The sequence below is a fragment of the Bacillus sp. MM2020_4 genome, assembly GCF_011250555.1.
Lineage (GTDB): Bacteria > Bacillota > Bacilli > Bacillales > Cytobacillaceae > Neobacillus.
Genome location: NZ_JAANMZ010000023.1, coordinates 18,497 through 35,689, shown reverse-complemented (window position 1 = coordinate 35,689; position 17,193 = coordinate 18,497). Strand labels below are relative to the sequence as shown.

Sequence of the window (17,193 nt, the reverse complement as noted above, 5' to 3'; positions counted from 1 at the left end):
CTAAAAATATTTAAAAAACAAGTCCTTCACATTAGGGGAGGTAGGGGGGAGGGGTAAAATGAAAAAGGTAGAATTAGATGAACTTAGAATCCAGTTGCTGTCCCGAATCGATACGGAGGATCTACTGGAAATAAAGAAGGTAAATGATTTGATTCGGCTGCATGAATTAGATGCTGAATGTGACGAAGTCATTGACCGTGATGGTGTAAGTATAGTTGTTGAAAATGGGTCCCAAAAGTTTATTAAAAGTCATCCCAGTATGAATGAGAAAATGAAAATCAATGCTCAAAAGATCGCGCTTGAGAAATCTATTAAGTTTAAATTAAAAACAGCCCCTGCCCCTGCATCAACAACTGTGGAAGGCAACCTGAAGCGTGGTAGTTTACTTTGATTAGTTATCCGTACATCGAAGAATATATTCGCCAGTGGCAAGAAGGCAAAATTATTTTAAATAAAAGACGTATCAAGCTGCTGAAATTAATTGAACGTGATATATTAACTGCCGATGATATGTATTTCGATAGTGAGCAGATTGAAAATTATATTGCTTTTACAGAGAAATATTATTTTCCGCTGACGCTTACTCAAAAATTTAAAACATGTTTCATTTTCCTTTATTACAAAGATGGCTCTTTAGTATTCGATGAACATTTAGATTATGAAGGCCGCGGGGGCGGGAAGACGGGACGTATTTCTACACTTGCAAATTACTTTATTAGTGATTTGCACGGAATAGATAATTACAATGTATCGGTTGTAGCGAATAGTGAAAAGCAAGCGAAAATGTCATTTACCGAAGTGTTTAATAAAATCGATAAAGACGACAGACTGAAAGGACATTTTCATCATAAAAAAGCTTTGATTGAGGATAGAAACACGAAATCAGTATTCCAATACCATACATCTAATGCGAATACTAAAGATGGTTTGCGAGACGGTTGTGTTATCTTTGAGGAAATTCACCAATATGAAAATTCCTCCACAGTTGATGTATTTACATCCGGTCTTGGTAAAGTTCCGAATCCCCGGATCTTTTATGTTGGTTCGGATGGCTATGTTCGTGAAGGTTTTTTAGACAAATTGCTTGAACGAGCAGATAATTTATTGGATGGTTCTGTTAGTATTCGTGAAGATGGATTTTTTCCGTTTCTCTGTTGCTTAGATAAAGAGGAAGAAATGCACAATCAGGACATGTGGCAAAAAGCGAACTCGCAATTCCATCCACCATTAACAAGTTATGCAACAACGCTGTTAAGGACTGTGATGAAACAATATAACAAATTGGAACACAATCCAGATGGTTATGAAGAATTTGTTACAAAACGTATGAATCTGCCAAAAGTGGACTTAGAGAAAAGTGTAACCTCGTGGAAGAAGATTATGGCCACTGACCAGGAGTATGAACTGGATGTATTAAAGAATCGCGAATGTATTGGCTGTTTGGATTATGCTTCGGTTCGTGATTTTGTTGCGATGGGATTGTTGTTCCTAAAGAATGAAAAATACTTTGTCCCCCGGGAACTGACTCATTCATATGTCTGTAAACCATTTGCCGATAAACACTATGCTTATAGCAAGAAAAAGGCAGAAAACAATAATAAGAAAGACCATCGTAAATTCGCACCGATTCGCGAATGGGAAAACGATGGTCTTTTGTCTGTCCTAAATATTGAAACGATGGATCCACATATAGTCGTTAAATGGTTTGTTGATAAGCGGAATGAAGGTTGGAACATAAAGAAAATAATCGGTGATAATTTTAAGATGGATGTTTTGAAACCTTTATTCATAGCGGCCGGTTTTGAAGTTGAAGTCATCCGGAATCCAGATGCTGCAAGTGGATTGTTAGCACCACGTATCGAAATAGCTTTCCAGAATGAGCAAATTATATTTGGAGACAATCCACTAATGCGCTGGTATACAAATAATGTGCTTGTTAAACGATTACCTAACGGAAATAAAGTATTCAAAAAGAAAGAAGAAGTTAAGCGTAAAACAGACGGTTTCATGATGTTTCTTTATGGTGTGTGGGCATCTAGAGACCTGGACGATTACGATGTCTCAGATGCATTAGATGCTTTAGATACACTTAACTTTTAGGGAGGGGGTGAAAATGTAGAATGGGATTTTTAGATACTGTACTAAGGCGTAATAGTGAGCTTGAAAGTTTATTTGATTTAGATTTTACCTATGAAACAACTCATCGAGCATATTTAAAAAAGATGGCTCTTGAAACTTGTATCAATTTTATTGGTCGCACCATCAGTCAGTCGGATTTTCGCATAATGAAAAATGGAAAACGACAACTCGACGATTGGCATTACTTTTTAAATGTCCGGCCGAACACAGATCAATCAGCTGCAGACTTTTGGCAAAGGTTTGTTTACGAGTTAATCAACGAAAATGAGGTCCTGGTCATACTAACCGATAACAATGATTTATTAATTGCGGATAGCTTTACTCGTGTTGAATATGCGGTTTATCCGGATACTTTTAAAGATGTAACTGTGAAGGACTATACTTTCCAGCGATCTTTTAATATGGACGAGGTCATTTACCTTACTTATAACAATGAGAAACTATCAAAATTCATGGAAGGTATGTTTGATGATTTTGCGGGACTTTACAGTCGAATGATTGAAACAATGATGTTGAGCAACCAAGTAAGAGGGATTGTGGAAGTTGATTCTACTCAATCTCTAGATAAAGAGAAGACTTCGAAGCTACAAAAGTTTATCGATGATTTGTATAACTCATTCAGAAAAAATGTTGTGGCGCTGGTTCCTAAGTTAAGAGGTTTTAGTTACACCGAGGTTGCTAAAGGTGAAGTTAATGGAAAATCTATCGAAGAGATTGTAAAACTTAAAAAGTCATTGATTGACGATGTCTCCAACATCCTAGGCATTCCTAATGCGTTGGTTCACGGGGAACTAGCAGAATATGAAACTAGCATAAGAGCATATGTGAAATTCTGTATTGGCCCATTGGTAAAAAAGATAATGGATGAACTAAATGCAAAGTTAATCGATAAAGATGACTATTTAAAAGGTTCCAGGATTGAAGTAAAAGGTGTAACTGAAAGGGACTTGATCGAGCATTCTGAAGCAGTAGACAAGCTAGTTGCTTCGGGAGCCTTTACTCGAAATGAGGTGCGTGAATTGTTTGGAGCAGAACGTTCAGATGATCCAGAGTTAGACAAATTTGTTATTACAAAAAACTATCAATCCACTGAATCTGTGGAAGGAGGTGAGAAATAGTGAAGCATAAAATCAAAGGTGACATCATTAGTTGGAATTCAAGCATTTGGGATTTTAATTACAAAATGAAATCCATTAAAGAAGACGAGGATATTGAATTAGAAATCAATTCTTATGGTGGAGATGTGTTCGCTGGTATCGATATTATGAATACATTGCGCGGCCATAAAGGAAATGTCACCATCACAATCACGGGTATTGCAGCAAGTGCGGCGTCTATTATTTGTATGGGTGCAAATACTCTCAAGGCTTATTCCAATACGCAGTTAATGCTCCACAATGCATGGACTTATGCTCAAGGAAACGCTAAGCAGTTAAGAAAGATTGCTGATGATCTAGATAGTATAGGTGAATCGGTATTAGCTTCCTATACGAATAGAATTGACGAAAATAAAGCGAAAAAGCTTTTGGATGAGGAAACATACCTATCAGCAAAAAAAGCACTAGAAATGGGCTTGATTGATGAGATTGTGGATGCAGAACCAGAAGAGGTTGAATCTACGATCTTTGAAAATAAAGCAAAAGAATTTAACAATAGTATCAAATCATCTAGTGATACATCAGCTGATATTGAAAAAATCGTTGAATTGGTGGTAGCGAAAATTACTCCACAACTTCAGCAACAACAAAATTCAGAACAAGAACCCGAAAAGCCAACCCCTAAGGTTGCAGCTAAACGTAAAGGGTTCTTTTTTTAATTCACAAAAACAAGGAGGGTCATCTAAATGACTATTAAATTAAAAGGTAAAATGGAAAATTTTAATGCTAAAAAACAAGCTTATATGGATCTAGTGAAGGCAGAAAATTCAACACCGGAGCAAGTGGAAATTGCATTTAACGACATGTTTGCTGCTCTTCAATCTGATTTGTCTGAACAAATTACTTCGGAGGCACGCAATGAAATACATGATGCTCAAATTTTAGCAGCCCGCGGTCAAAATGTATTGACCTCCACAGAACGCAAATTCTTTAACGAAGTAATTGCAAGTGGCGGTTTTGCTGAAGATACTATTTTACCGATCACTACTCAAGAGCGCGTGTTTGAGGATTTAGTATCAGAACACCCTTTGCTTGATATTATTGGTCTGAAAGATTTAGGCGCGATTACTCGATACATCTATTCCGATGCAACAAAGGTATACGCTTGGGGTGCTTTATTCGGGGAAATTAAAGGACAAATTTCTGCAGCATTCCGCGAAGAGCAAATTGGCCAATTAAAACTTACAGCCTTTGCAGTTATTCCGAAAGATATGTTGGAGCTTGGACCTGAGTATGTAGAGCGTTATGTTCGTACTATTTTAGTTGAATCTTACTCTGTTGGTCTAGAATACGGCCTTGTAAATGGTCGTGGTCCTGCTCAAAATGAGCCTATTGGATTAATGAAGAATGTTGACTCTGGGACAGGGGCTGTCACTACTAAAACTTCTTCCGGGACTTTGACGTTTGCACCCTCTGATAAAGGGGAAGTTGTAGCTGGTGAATTACACGATGTGATCAAAGATCTCTCTGTGGACGGAAAAGGAAAATCACGCAAGGTATTAAATAAAGTTGTAATGCTCGTGAATCCTATTGACGCAATTTCCGTGCAAGCTCGTAATACAATTCAAACAGCAAATGGACAATGGGTGACTGCATTACCGTATAATGTACAAACTGTTGAGTCAGAAGAAATTCCGACTGGTAAAGCATTATTCTTTGTAAAGGACGCTTACCTTGCAGCTATTGCTGGTGGATATAAAATCAATAAATTCGATGAAACATTAGCCATTGAAGATGCTCGTTTATACACTATGAAGCAATTCGCTAATGGTAAACCAAAAGATAACAAAACAGCATTGCTTTACGATTTAAACATCCAATTTACAGCAACAGTACCAGCTGGATAAGGAGGACTTTGATTGGCTAAATTCAAAGTATTAAAGGCATTTCGTGATATCCATACAAATGAGATTTATAAAGCTAATTCAGAAATCGAAATGACAGTAAAAAGAGCAAATGAGGTTGAAAAAAATCTTGATAGCTCTTTTTTAATTCGAATTGAAGAAAAAGAAGAAAAGTAGGTGATTGAATGACAATCACAACTGAAATCCTTCAAGAATTTAAAGAGAGGATGCACTTAGGGGATTATGAAGACGATAACCTAAAACGCATCCTTTCTGCGTCTATTGTAGCCTTAAACAAAGCCTGTGGAGACTATGACATAGAAAAAGACGAGGACTTTAAAGAACTCGTATTTGAGCGGTCTAGGTATGTCTATAATGATGCTCTAGAATTCTTCAATAACAATTTTATTAGTCTTATCAATAATTTAGCGATTGGTAAAGCACTTGAAGAAATTGTGTTAGAGGATGATCCCGATGCAACCCTTTAAGTACAATCCCAATTTTAATTCAGGGCAATTTCGTAATCGTATCACTTTTCTTAAGCCAGAAACGGTAGAGGATGAATTAGGTCAAGAAGATACCACCTGGATCGACTATAAGAAAGCCTGGGCAATGATAAAAACAGTTAAAGGCTCTGAGTATGTATCAGCCGGGGCAGAACATGTGGTTATTACATCCCGTTTTATTATCCACTACACGGAGGGTATCACAGCCGATATGAGGATTGATTATAATGGCCGTATCTTTGATATCATTGAGCCACCAATCAATGATGACGAATTAAATAAAACGCTCACTATTTTAGCAAAGGAGCGTGTGTAACATGGCTGGTATAGATGCTTTGGCAGCAGAAATTGCGAGGGAACTTAATCGATACTCTAACCTTGTGGAAGAAGATTTAGAAGCGTCTAAAAAAGAAATAGCAGATGATCTTAAAGATGAACTTAAACAAACTAGCCCAAAGGATACAGGCTCTTACAGAAAAGGTTGGCGCGTTAAGAAGGTTGGAAATACTTTAGTCGTCCACAATAAAACAGACTATCAACTCACTCATTTGCTTGAACATGGTCATGTTAAAAGAGGTGGCGGACGTGTTCCTGCTAAAGTTCACATTCGCCCGGCTGAACAGAGGGCAATTGAAAATTATTTAGACAAAGTAGAGCAGGCGATTAGACAATGACACTCGCTGAATTGAAAAAAATACTTGATGCCGCAGGTTATCCTGTGGCTTATTCGCATTTTACCGCAACTACAAATAATCCAGTACCTATTCCACCATACATTTGTTATTTGGTTGCCTATTCATCTAATTTTATGGCTGACGGAAAGGTCTATAAAAAAATCGATAACGTGCAAATTGAATTATATTCTTCGAAAAAGGATTTAGTCGCTGAGGGGAAACTTGAAAGCGTGTTTGATCAAAATGATATTCCATATGATTCTACTGAAACATACCTAGATTCAGAACAATTATTCCAAAAAATATATGAAGTGAGGTTGATCTAATATGCCAGAAAACAAAGTAGAGTACGGGTTAAGTAAAGTTCATTATGCACCATACACAGTTGCTGGTGACGTTATAACATTTGAAACTCCTATCCCTATTCCTGGAGCTGTCAGTATGACGTCTGATCCAGTAGGGGAATCAACAAAATTTTATGCTGACAACATGGTTTATTATGTCGCTAATAGCAACCAAGGTTATGATGCTAAATTAAATATCGCTAAAATTCCCCAACAATTTGCAATAGATGCCTTAGGGGAAGAATTAGACGAAGTTGATGGCGTGTTAAATGAACTTGCAAATGTGCAAGGTAAGACATTTGCACTTTTATTTCAATTCGAAGGAGATATAAAAGCTACTCGTCATGTTTTATATAATTGCACAGCAAGTAGGCCAAGTTTGAGTGGACAAACCAAGCAAGCAGGCACAGATGTTGCAACAACAGAATTATCATTAACCGCATCTCCCATTGAAATTGGAGATAAATTAATAGTCAAAACTAAAACAACATCGAGCACAACTCAAGCAATCTATGATTCTTGGTTTACTAATGTTTATAAGAAAGCTCAAGTTTAAGGTGATATAAATGGAAAAAACAATCGTAATTGACGGTAAGCAAGTCCGCTTTAAAAGTACCGGCGCCACCCCATTGCGATACAAAGCGCAATTCCACAAAGACTTTTTTGTGGATATTTTAAGATTAAACTCTCTTAAAAAGCTTAATACCGGCGAAGACTTAACGGCTAAGGACATTGAATTAGTTGATTTTGATGTCCTTTATAACATTACATGGGTTATGGCTAAAACAGCTGACGCTACTATTCCAGAGCCTTTGGAGTGGCTTGATAGTTTTGATGTATTCCCGTTAATGGATATTGTTCCACAGGTACAGGATCTTATTGGTGCCTCGTTACAAGCAAAAAAAAAGTCGAATCATCCGGCGAACAACAAGAAATCTCGACAGAAACGTTCCTAGTCCTTTGTAATAGATGTGGACTAACAAATGTAGATTTAGAAAACATGACAATTGGCATGTGCTTGGACTATATCGAGGAATTTATTGAAATGAATAAACCCGAAAATGAAAAAACACGCAAAGCATCTCAAACAGATTTCGACGCGTTTTAAAGTGAGGTGAGATTATGGCAGGGAATATTAAAGGGATTACGGTAGAAATAGGCGGCGATACGGTCGGCTTACAAAATGCCCTAAGAGATGTAAACAAGAAAAGCAAGGATTTACAGTCAGAATTAAAAAGCGTGGAACGGCTGCTGAAGTTTGATCCTGGTAATACCGAACTTATTGCTCAACAACAGCAAATATTAGCTGAACAAGTAGCTAATTCCACTGAAAAGCTGGATCGATTAAGAGCGGCGCAAAGTCAAGTTGAGGAACAATTCCAGCGCGGTGATATTGGTGCTGACCAATACAGGGCATTCCAGCGTGAAATTGTAGCAACAGAAGGGCAATTGAACGGTCTAAGAAGACGATTGTCACAGGTTGGTAATGACAGTTCCGTTACTGAAGTAAGACAAGATATGCAACAACTTGGTGACGATTCCGAGGAAGCTCAAGGGTCTGTAAAAGAATTAGGTGGAGAGTTAGCAGGGCTTGCTGGTGGTTTAGCAGCTGGGTTAGGCATTAAAGAAGTAATTGAAAAGGCATTAGATAGTTCTTCTTTAAACACAAAAATTGATATTTCTTTTCAAGTTCCCGATGAGTCAGTGCAGGCTGTTAAAAATGCACTTTCGAGTGTGGAAGTTTATGGTGTTGAGGCTGAAGGAGCACTTGAAGGAGTGCGCAAACAATGGGCATTAAATAAAAATGCCTCAGATGAGTCGAATGCTGCCATTATTAAAAGTGCAGGCGCAATTTCCGCCGCCTATGGGGAAATTGATTTTAATGAATTAATTCAAGAATCAAATGAAATGGCTTCTAACTTGGGAATGTCTCAAGAAGAAGCACTTGGAATGACTAACGCACTTTTGAAAATGGGATTTCCGCCTGACCAATTGGATATAATCACCGAATACGGTTCACAACTTTCAAGGGCTGGCTATAATGCTCAAGAAATCCAAGGGATTTTTGCTGCAGGGGTCGAAACAGGTACTTGGAACATTGACGTACTTTTAGATGGTTTAAAAGAAGGTCGAATTAAAGTGGCTGAGTTTGGATTTTTAGTACCGGAGGCAATATCTGACATAATTGAAGGTACTGATCTATCTGCTTCACAGTTTATGGAGTGGGGTAAAGCTGTTGCAAGTGGTGGTGAAGGCGGTAAAAAGGCTATGCAAGAGGTAGCGTCTGCCTTATTAAATATTAAAGACGAAACTACGAGAAATGCCCTTGGTGTTCAGATTTTCGGGACACTATGGGAAGAAAATGGCACGAAAATAACAGATACCATATTGAATGCAGAAAAAAATACAGGGGATTTAAAAGCCAATCAGGATTTATTAAACGAATCGGTTAAAGCATTAGACTCGGATCCAGCGGTGCAATTGCAAACAGCTTTATCTAATATGCAAACTTCCCTTACTCCTTTACTTACTGATATAGCAAATATGGTAGCAAAGGTCGCAGAATGGGCGGCGGAAAATCCTACTCTTACGGCTACTATAACAGCAATAGTAACTGTTATAGGTATATTAGTTGGGGTAGGTATGGCTTTAGCGGGAGTAATGGGTATGTTATCGGTTGCATCGATTGCGTTAAACATTGGAATGCTTCCTTTGACGCTTATTATCCTTGGAATAATTGCTGCAATAGCGGCACTCATTGCAATAGGTGTCCTTCTTTATAAAAACTGGGATACTATTAAAACTAAGGCCGGCGAACTTGGACAATCTGTAAAAGAAAAGTTTCAAGATATAAAAGAGGGAATTAAGAGCGCAATTAAGGAAGCTGTTTCATTTGTGGGTGATCAGATTGAAAAAATAAAAGGTTTTTTCAGAGGGTTATCATTGAAATTACCCCATATTAAACTACCTCATTTCGGATTAAGCGGTAAATTTAGTTTATCTCCTCCGAGTGTACCTAAATTAGCGGTAGACTGGTATAAAAATGGTGGTGTGTTCCCAGCAAACAGTCCTAGATTAGTAGGTATGGGGGATGCCAATGTGCCAGAGGCAGCTATACCATTATCTGATTCAGTTTTAGGCAAAATTGCCGGTATGATCAGTGAACATATGGGTGGTAATAGCGGTGTAGTTGTACAGCAAATGATCGTACGGGAAGAAGCCGACATTCAAAAGATTGCAAGGGAACTATATAATCTAACCAAATCAAATGCCCGCGGGAAAGGAGTGGTCATGCTGTGATATTACTTGATGGTTTTCCAATCAGTAAATGGGGTTTACAAATACAACAAGAGCATGATCATCCTGCGGTGCCTGATTTAAGAAGGAAGACAATGACTATTCCTGGGATGGATGGAGAATGGGATTTTGGTTCCGAATCGGGTCCTAAACCTTTTAACTTTCCACTTGGGTTTATCGAATATGACATGTACGAAAAGCAGCGAAGGTTAAATGAATTCGTTGCTTTTTTGTTTGATCATTATGGAAAGCCAAGGGAAATGAAACTATCATTCGACTATGAACCGGATAAATATTATCGGGTGAAAATTGCTAATGGTTTTACTCCGCGAAGGATACATGGTTTTGCTTTTTTCGATTTGCCTTTGATTGCGAGCAAACCACGTAAAAATTTTATTGTTCCTTCAGATGAAATAATAATGGATTCAGACATTCCTGTCATGAGTGATTTATTGTGGGATACAGGTTTTAGCAATAGGAAAATATTTAGTCCACAATCATTTGAAATCATTAATAACGGGACGATTGTAATTCCGTTTTCTTTTCGGATGGAAGGAAGTGGGGATAACATTGCATTTTCAACTAATGGAAAGACTATGACTTTTAGTTCATTTACCAATAAAACATATGAAATCACTGAAAATTATACAGTGAAAGTAAATGGGGTCACTAATTTAACTTCCACAAATGGAGTGTTTCTTGAATTATTTCCAGGTGTAAACACAATCACTGTGGAAGGCAGCAATTTAGATTTAATAATCAGCGAGAGTTTAACTTACCAATATGTATAAGGAGGATGTGAGATGGCAGATGCTCCTAAAATTCTAGGCACGGATAGTTTAAAGCAAACCTATCCTAAATTAAATAGTGCCATTGACAATAGTAATGAAGCATTCAAGAAATCCGCAACAGCTGAAACAAATTCAACTTCTGCTGTTAATACTGCAAATGCAGCAAATGCAAAATCAGATAGTACTCAAACACAGCTTAATGCTGTAGTCAATCGAGAAACTGATTCCGACGCAATGTCCGCCCAGGCAGCAGTGGATGCAAATGGGGTAAATAAGGGTAATTTAAAGCAAAGATTGGACGATGACTACAACGAAGTTACGACGAAGTTGGCCCAAACTTCGACTAATAGCAGTATTGCGTATGTTGAAAAATTCCCCTTACAAATACCTGAAACCGATGACACAGCACGTATTCAAAGAGCAATAGATAGTTTGCCAAACGGTGGACGTATTGTGTTAGGAGGAAAAACCTACAACATTACAGGTATTAATCTCCCATCTAACATTGTTTTTGAAGGGGTTGGCACTAGTGCTACCATCCTTTACAACAATAGTGTAAACGATGCGATTGCAATTAGTGGTACGGCTGGAAGTGAGAAAAAACATATCCTTATTCGGGATTTAACTATCAAAGGAAACAATATAGATAGTGGACATGGTATTAATGCCAAATATGCTACAAATTTGGTTATCCTCAATCATGTGGATGTTATTTATAACAATAAAGGATTTGTTGCTTCAAACTCATGGACGATTCGAGCTGATAAATGTCGTTTTCAATGGAATAGAGACAATGGTATAGACATTAGAAATAACACGAATAATGCGGTGTTTAGAGACTGTTTAATCAATTTTAACTTTGGACATGGATTCTACACATACGGAAATGATTCAGTAGCTTTAATCGAATGTGACGTTGAAGGAAATAGAAAACATGGCGTATTCGGTGAAGGTGGAAATGTATTCAGTATCGAGGGCGGTTACTATGAACAAAACGGACAATTAAACGATGCCACCAATAAATATTCTGATATTGAAATTGGTTCAGCAACATATCCTTGTAAATTTGTTAGCGTGAGATATGTTTATATCAATTCAAAACTTGCTGAATATGCGATTCATGTTGTTGGTGTAACGGTTATGGAAACAAGACGAAATGACATTGTTCAAGCTGTAAGCGGTACAACTACAAAAGGAATCTATATAGAAGCGACTAATATTGATCGTTTCAGCTCTGAATATGACAATTTAGGAACGAATATGACGTTTACTGATTTATCTGGTAAGGGTCAAAGAATCACGTATGATTCAAATGGTAAACGGACTAAAAATTCTAGTGGTAATGTGATTGAACAATTAGATAGAGGATCTGATACTAAACTACTTTCACAACGTTTTCTAAGTAATGGTGCTGCACGTGCAAGTATTGACTTGGAAGTTACAAGCAATGATTTGGTCTTTGGACGATATCAAGGGGCAGTAGGGTCAGAAACATATAAAGAATACGGACGATTCAAGCAAACAGGAGCAATATTTAAATTACCTATCGGGATTGAACTTGTACCAGTTTCAGAAACATTGGCATTAAACAACACGTTGTTTGTTCATTCTTCTGATGGGAAATTGAAGTTTAAGGACGGTAGCGGAGTTGTCAATCCGTTGTATTAACTTCAGACTTGGAAGTGTACTGAAATTGACATAAAAAAGAGGAAGGTTGCAGCCTTCCTAAAGAATTTTTTCTAGATCATATATTACAGTTGGAGCACTTCTGTAAATTCTTTTTAAAGTATTTAAAACAGGTTGATTAATATCTATAAAGACAAAATCATAATCAACAGAACCACTGTAATTAAAATAATCAGGGATGTTGTTTGGATTTTGGAAATCTATAGATTGTCCGTAGTAACTGACCGCACTGACATCATTACTATTTACAATAGTAATACCTCTAATTCCACCACCACCTGGAAATGTGAGATTATCAATATGTGTTGACTGTCTGAATGATTGTTTAGTTAAGTTTCTATGTTTATTATGCTTTGCTAGTTCTCTTAGATGAAATAACCATTTAGGACGTGTTGGAAAAGGTTGATACTTTCTTAAAACATCTACTATATCAGGTCGTTGCTCTAATAAACCAGGGTAGATGTTCTTTATATAGTGATCAAATGCTTTATTTGTATCTCTTAAAGGAAAGTACACCTTTGCTTCTGCTCTACCTAGATCACCTTTTACATGAGGAATGCAATAAGTATTGAAGATATGGTATGCAGCAAAATCTAACGCAGGATTGACCTTATCCAGAAAATCTTTGATCTGAATTTGCAATTCTTCAGAAGCTTCCCTTTGAGTTAAATAGACAGGATAAGAAGATTCAATCTGGTCTAAAAATTGTTTTGCTTGTTTCAAAAGTAAAATGGATTCTCTTAATGACATATGGTTTTTTATCCCTCCTTTCTGCTAAAATTATACAGTAAGGAAAGGATGAGGACTATGGATAAACAAAAAGTATATGAAGTGTTTAATGATTTACTTGAAGAATGGTACTCATTAGAAGTGTGTTTTCCTGATTTATTGGATAAAGATATCAAGGATATTGAGAAGAAGAAGCAGTGCTATATCCAACGTTTTCATGAGGCGTCTGCAATAGTTAAAAATCAGAATTAGTACCCTGTGTAACGGGCTTATTATTTTGCATAAAAAAACCCGCGTATTAACAATCGGGATTAGTTTTAAGAGTCCTTCCACATGGCTCTTTTGTTTTTAGAAAGGCGGTGATTACCATTATTAAAATACTTAACCAGCAACGGCAACCGGTGGCCATTTTAGAAAATGCATATGGGATTGGATATGAAAAAAACTTTAATGAATTGTGGACGGCAACCTTTACACTACCATTGAATGACCCAAAAAACGCAGAATGTCAGCCACTTTTTTTTGTGGAAGTGACTGATCAAGACGAGTATATTGGCTTGTTCCGTATTATCCCAGAAAGTACAGTGAAATCGGAAAGTACAAACGAAGTTAAATATCAATGTGAGCACGTTCTAGCAACTTTGCTAGATGACGTGCTTTTTTTGTACCATCAGAATGATAATTTAACAACAGCAGATAATATTCAATACCTCTTGGACAAACAATCTAAAAAGAATTGGCAAAAAGGCCTAATTAATTTTACAAGGTATTTCTCTTATAAGTGGGAAAATGAAAATGGATTACTTAGTCCAATGTTCTCCATACCAAAGCCTTTTGACATGCCTTATCAGTGGACGCATGATACACAATCTTATCCATGGACTCTAAATTTAGTAGATCCTGAATCGAAAGTAACCTGTGAAATCCGATATGGTAAGAATCAAATATCCATTGAAAGGGAAATAGATCCTTCCGTTGTGTTTAATAGAATTTATGCTCTTGGATACGGTGAGGGAGATAACCAGCTTAACATTATGTCAGTAAATAACGGAATCCCATACGTCGAAGATGCGGAATCAATCGCTAAATACGGATTGCGGTCGTATATATGGGCAGACAAACGTTTTGAGGATGCGCCTACTTTAAAGGCCAATGCGTTAGCTTTATTAAATCAGTGGAAGGTACCAAAAGTGACCTATCGAGCATCAGCTGCAGATATCGCATCCATTACCGGTGAAGACATCCACAAATTGAGAATGGGCCGTGTTGCAAGAATGATAGATGATGATTTAGGCATCTTCGAAGCGAGGATAATAAAAGAATCAAAGTCAGATATCAAAGGTAATCCTGGTGCTATTCAATTAGAAATCGCTAATAAAACGGATGATTTATCAACAACTCAATCTGATATAGAACGCCGACAGCAGATCAATGAACTTTATAGCCAGGGAGCAACGAATATCGATAGCCATGATTATAACGACAATGCGGATCCGGACAACCCGGCAGAAATCACCTTCTATTTACCTGACGAATTGGTAAAAATCAATAAGTTATTGCTATCCTTTAAGACTGATAAATTTAGAGCTTATGAGAGAGCGATTGAAGGAGGTGGGGCAGTAGTTTCTTCCACATCAAGTGGAGGTGGTTCCACTCAAACTAGTTCAGCAGGCGGGCAAGCAACCGTTACAAGTGCAGCTGGCGGTGGGTCACAGGAAACATCATCTAACTTTATTGAATTGCATGATATGACAGGTGTCCCCGAAAATAGTGTTGGTACTGAAAACTGGGGCTATCATAAGCATGAATATGTGATTCCAGGTCACAACCACAACGTGACAATACCAAACCACACGCATTCTGTTTCAGTACCTGCGCACAGTCATAGTGTAAATATTCCTGCGCACACACATGATATTACTTTGCCTGACCATACACATGCTATCCAGTTTGGAATTTATAAATTAAACAAAACTCCGTCTGCAGTAGTAATAAAAATCGATGGTAATACCATTCCTTTCACCGGTACTAGCGGCGATAATATCGACTTAATTCCTTATCTAGCAAAGGATAGTGAGGGTAAAGTCGATCGTGGATGGCATTCGATTACGATTGCACCTAATGATTTAGGACGAATTAATGCAAATATATATACGCAATTTTTCATTCAAAGTCGAGGAGGTGGTTCCTTTTGATTAATCTTAAAATCATCACCCACAGCGGTGGCGAGTATGAAGTTACTGTGGAGGAATATGATGCTGTGCAAGTTAATGCTGATCTAAATAACAACGAAATCAATACTGTAGTTTTTACTAATGTGATTTTATCCAGAATTGATGTAAAAGCAGTGATACCTATTATCGAAGCCGAATAAGGCTTTTTTATTTTGAGGAGGAAAGAGGATGGATGGAAATAAGCTTATCATATTTATTAAAAGTTTTTTTGGAGCAATCGGTACTATTTGGTCTTTTATTGTGGGAGCAATGGGATGGGCATTTCCCACACTTATAATTATGATGGCTGCTGATTTTGTGTCGGGAGTATCTGCAGGTGCTGTCAATGGTGGAGTAAGCAGCGCAAAAGGACGGATAGGATTTGTGAAAAAGGTCCACATTCTAATCATTGTGGGCTTAATTTATTTATTGGAAAAAGGGATCCTTGGTACTCAACATCTTGGTGATGGTGTAACCATTGCTTATATAGTTATTGAATTTATTAGTTTAACGGAGAATGCAGGTAAATTAGGTGTGCCTCTTGGCCCGGTAAAAAACTTTATTACTCTATTAAAAGAAAAAGGAGAGGGTAAATAATGAGTAAAATTATTGATTTATCACATCATCAAGATCCTACAAAAATTAATTATGATCAACTTGCAAAGGAAGTAGAACTCGCAATAATTCGTACTCAATATGGTTCGCAGAAAATTGACTATCATTATAAAACACATCATAATGAGCTCCGCAAACGCGGGGTGTCCACAAATGCATATGCTTGGGTGAGAGGTGTCAGCCTATCCGATATGGCTGTGGAAGCAACAGATTTTTATAACCGCACAAAGGATTTAAACCCTACTGTATGGTGGCTCGATGTCGAGGAACAATCCATGGCTGATATGCGTGCCGGTGTTTCGGCTTACGTTAAAAAACTTCGTAGTTTTGGAGTCCAAAAGATTGGTATCTATATTGCTCACCATTTATATAAATCTTTTAATCTAAATTTTGCTGAAGTGGATGCGGTTTGGATTCCACGGTATGGTTGTAACGATGGTAAGCCACAAACAAAACCAGATTATCCATGTGACATTTGGCAATATACTAGCACAGGGATATTAAACGGATACAATGGTAATTTAGACTTAAATATCCTTAATGGCGGTAAACCGTTGGAATGGTTTACAGGTACAAATACACCGCTTGCTCCAAAGCCTGTTGCGCCTAAACCTGTAGTGACAGCAAAGCCTGCTAAACCTAAAGACATCGTACCGTATCCAGGTCACCTGATTAAGAATGGTAGTCGAGGAAAGGACGTGGAACGGATCCAGCGGGCAGTCGGAGTTAATCCTGATGGTATCTTCGGGCCAAATACAAAGGCAGCCGTAAAGGCTTATCAAAGTAGGCATGGGTTAGTATCCGATGGTATTGTCGGTCCTGCAACCTGGTCAATGATGTTTTAATAGTAAAAAGCCCCTGTCTCGCGTGAGATGGGGGTTTAACCTTTAAATACACCCACATGATTTAGTATTACCACTTTTTAAATTGGAACTGTCCACAATTGAGGTATTCCCGCAATCACATTTGCATTCCCAAAAAGTATGCCGTTTATTTTCTTTGATTTTTGACCTACTTAATACTGTCAACTTTCCAAAACGCTGACCTGTTAAATTAATAACATTTGCTTTTGAAACGTTTATCGGCTTTATGCATCCACAGGATTGAGTGTTTCCACTGCGTAAGCTATCCATAAGGACAACTGTTTCTTTCCCACAATTACACCGACATAGCCAGCGACGCTTTGTGCCGATCTGCT

At 37.6% G+C, this 17,193-nt stretch carries 21 protein-coding genes; 20 read left to right on the top strand and 1 reads right to left on the bottom strand.

The window, feature by feature from the left end; all coding sequences use genetic code 11:
- Positions 1–58: 58 nt before the first annotated feature.
- From G6554_RS14865 to G6554_RS14795, 15 genes are all read left to right on the top strand, one after another.
- Positions 59–391: a terminase gene (locus G6554_RS14865; protein ID WP_166243206.1), complete on the top strand. Its 333-nt coding sequence runs from the start codon at positions 59–61 to the stop codon at positions 389–391.
- Entirely contained in the window at positions 388–2,100 is a 1,713-nt protein-coding gene (locus tag G6554_RS14860) for a terminase large subunit domain-containing protein (protein ID WP_166243204.1), read from the top strand. Before G6554_RS14865 ends, G6554_RS14860 begins: the two co-directional genes overlap by 4 nt.
- Positions 2,101–2,120: 20 nt before the next feature.
- Positions 2,121–3,257: a phage portal protein gene (locus G6554_RS14855; protein ID WP_166243201.1), complete on the top strand. Its 1,137-nt coding sequence runs from the start codon at positions 2,121–2,123 to the stop codon at positions 3,255–3,257.
- Positions 3,257–3,955 (top strand): head maturation protease, ClpP-related, encoded by a 699-nt coding sequence (locus tag G6554_RS14850; protein WP_166243199.1) that lies wholly within the window; start codon positions 3,257–3,259, stop codon positions 3,953–3,955. The genes G6554_RS14855 and G6554_RS14850 overlap by 1 nt, the downstream gene beginning before the upstream one ends.
- A gap of 27 nt (positions 3,956–3,982) precedes the next feature.
- Positions 3,983–5,143, top strand: coding sequence for a phage major capsid protein (locus tag G6554_RS14845; RefSeq protein ID WP_166243198.1), 1,161 nt, complete (start codon positions 3,983–3,985; stop codon positions 5,141–5,143).
- A 12-nt stretch (positions 5,144–5,155) separates the two neighbouring features.
- Complete coding sequence (locus G6554_RS14840; protein ID WP_166243196.1) at positions 5,156–5,317, top strand: hypothetical protein; 162 nt, start codon at positions 5,156–5,158, stop codon at positions 5,315–5,317.
- 8 nt (positions 5,318–5,325) lie between these two features.
- A complete protein-coding gene (locus G6554_RS14835) occupies positions 5,326–5,628 on the top strand; it encodes a hypothetical protein (RefSeq protein ID WP_166243194.1) in 303 nt (100 codons plus the stop codon).
- Positions 5,615–5,962: a phage head closure protein gene (locus G6554_RS14830; protein WP_166243192.1), complete on the top strand. Its 348-nt coding sequence runs from the start codon at positions 5,615–5,617 to the stop codon at positions 5,960–5,962. Before G6554_RS14835 ends, G6554_RS14830 begins: the two co-directional genes overlap by 14 nt.
- Before the next feature lies 1 nt (position 5,963).
- Entirely contained in the window at positions 5,964–6,320 is a 357-nt protein-coding gene (locus G6554_RS14825; protein ID WP_166243190.1) for an HK97 gp10 family phage protein, read from the top strand.
- Entirely contained in the window at positions 6,317–6,646 is a 330-nt protein-coding gene (locus G6554_RS14820) for a hypothetical protein (RefSeq protein WP_166243188.1), read from the top strand. The genes G6554_RS14825 and G6554_RS14820 overlap by 4 nt, the downstream gene beginning before the upstream one ends.
- A gap of 1 nt (position 6,647) precedes the next feature.
- Positions 6,648–7,220: a major tail protein gene (locus tag G6554_RS14815; protein ID WP_166243186.1), complete on the top strand. Its 573-nt coding sequence runs from the start codon at positions 6,648–6,650 to the stop codon at positions 7,218–7,220.
- A gap of 10 nt (positions 7,221–7,230) precedes the next feature.
- Positions 7,231–7,620, top strand: a complete 390-nt coding sequence (locus G6554_RS14810) for a hypothetical protein (protein ID WP_166243184.1) — start codon at positions 7,231–7,233, stop codon at positions 7,618–7,620.
- Between the two features lie 166 nt (positions 7,621–7,786).
- A complete protein-coding gene (locus G6554_RS14805; protein WP_166243182.1) occupies positions 7,787–9,964 on the top strand; it encodes a phage tail tape measure protein in 2,178 nt (725 codons plus the stop codon).
- Complete coding sequence (locus tag G6554_RS14800) at positions 9,961–10,752, top strand: phage tail domain-containing protein (RefSeq protein WP_166243180.1); 792 nt, start codon at positions 9,961–9,963, stop codon at positions 10,750–10,752. The genes G6554_RS14805 and G6554_RS14800 overlap by 4 nt, the downstream gene beginning before the upstream one ends.
- Before the next feature lie 12 nt (positions 10,753–10,764).
- The gene (locus G6554_RS14795; protein ID WP_166243178.1) at positions 10,765–12,420 is read left to right on the top strand and encodes a right-handed parallel beta-helix repeat-containing protein; all 1,656 of its coding nucleotides are present in this window, start codon (positions 10,765–10,767) and stop codon (positions 12,418–12,420) included.
- Between the two features lie 57 nt (positions 12,421–12,477).
- On the opposite strand, the gene G6554_RS14790 is transcribed toward G6554_RS14795, so the two are convergent.
- Positions 12,478–13,188: a hypothetical protein gene (locus G6554_RS14790; RefSeq protein WP_166243176.1), complete on the bottom strand. Its 711-nt coding sequence runs from the start codon at positions 13,186–13,188 to the stop codon at positions 12,478–12,480.
- Positions 13,189–13,245: 57 nt separating this feature from the next.
- Here G6554_RS14790 and G6554_RS14785 point away from each other — a divergent pair, with 57 nt between their 5' ends.
- From G6554_RS14785 to G6554_RS14765, 5 genes are all read left to right on the top strand, one after another.
- The gene (locus tag G6554_RS14785) at positions 13,246–13,419 is read left to right on the top strand and encodes a hypothetical protein (RefSeq protein WP_166243174.1); all 174 of its coding nucleotides are present in this window, start codon (positions 13,246–13,248) and stop codon (positions 13,417–13,419) included.
- A gap of 107 nt (positions 13,420–13,526) precedes the next feature.
- Positions 13,527–15,362 carry a phage tail spike protein gene (locus tag G6554_RS14780; protein WP_347564315.1) on the top strand — a complete coding sequence of 612 codons (1,836 nt, stop codon included), beginning with the start codon at positions 13,527–13,529 and terminating at the stop codon, positions 15,360–15,362.
- On the top strand, positions 15,359–15,541 hold the full coding sequence (locus tag G6554_RS14775; protein WP_166243172.1) for a hypothetical protein: 183 nt from the start codon (positions 15,359–15,361) through the stop codon (positions 15,539–15,541). The genes G6554_RS14780 and G6554_RS14775 overlap by 4 nt, the downstream gene beginning before the upstream one ends.
- Positions 15,542–15,569: 28 nt before the next feature.
- Positions 15,570–15,977 carry a phage holin family protein gene (locus G6554_RS14770; protein ID WP_166243170.1) on the top strand — a complete coding sequence of 136 codons (408 nt, stop codon included), beginning with the start codon at positions 15,570–15,572 and terminating at the stop codon, positions 15,975–15,977.
- Positions 15,977–16,840, top strand: a complete 864-nt coding sequence (locus tag G6554_RS14765; protein ID WP_166243304.1) for a GH25 family lysozyme — start codon at positions 15,977–15,979, stop codon at positions 16,838–16,840. Before G6554_RS14770 ends, G6554_RS14765 begins: the two co-directional genes overlap by 1 nt.
- The last annotated feature ends 353 nt before the right edge of the window (positions 16,841–17,193 follow it).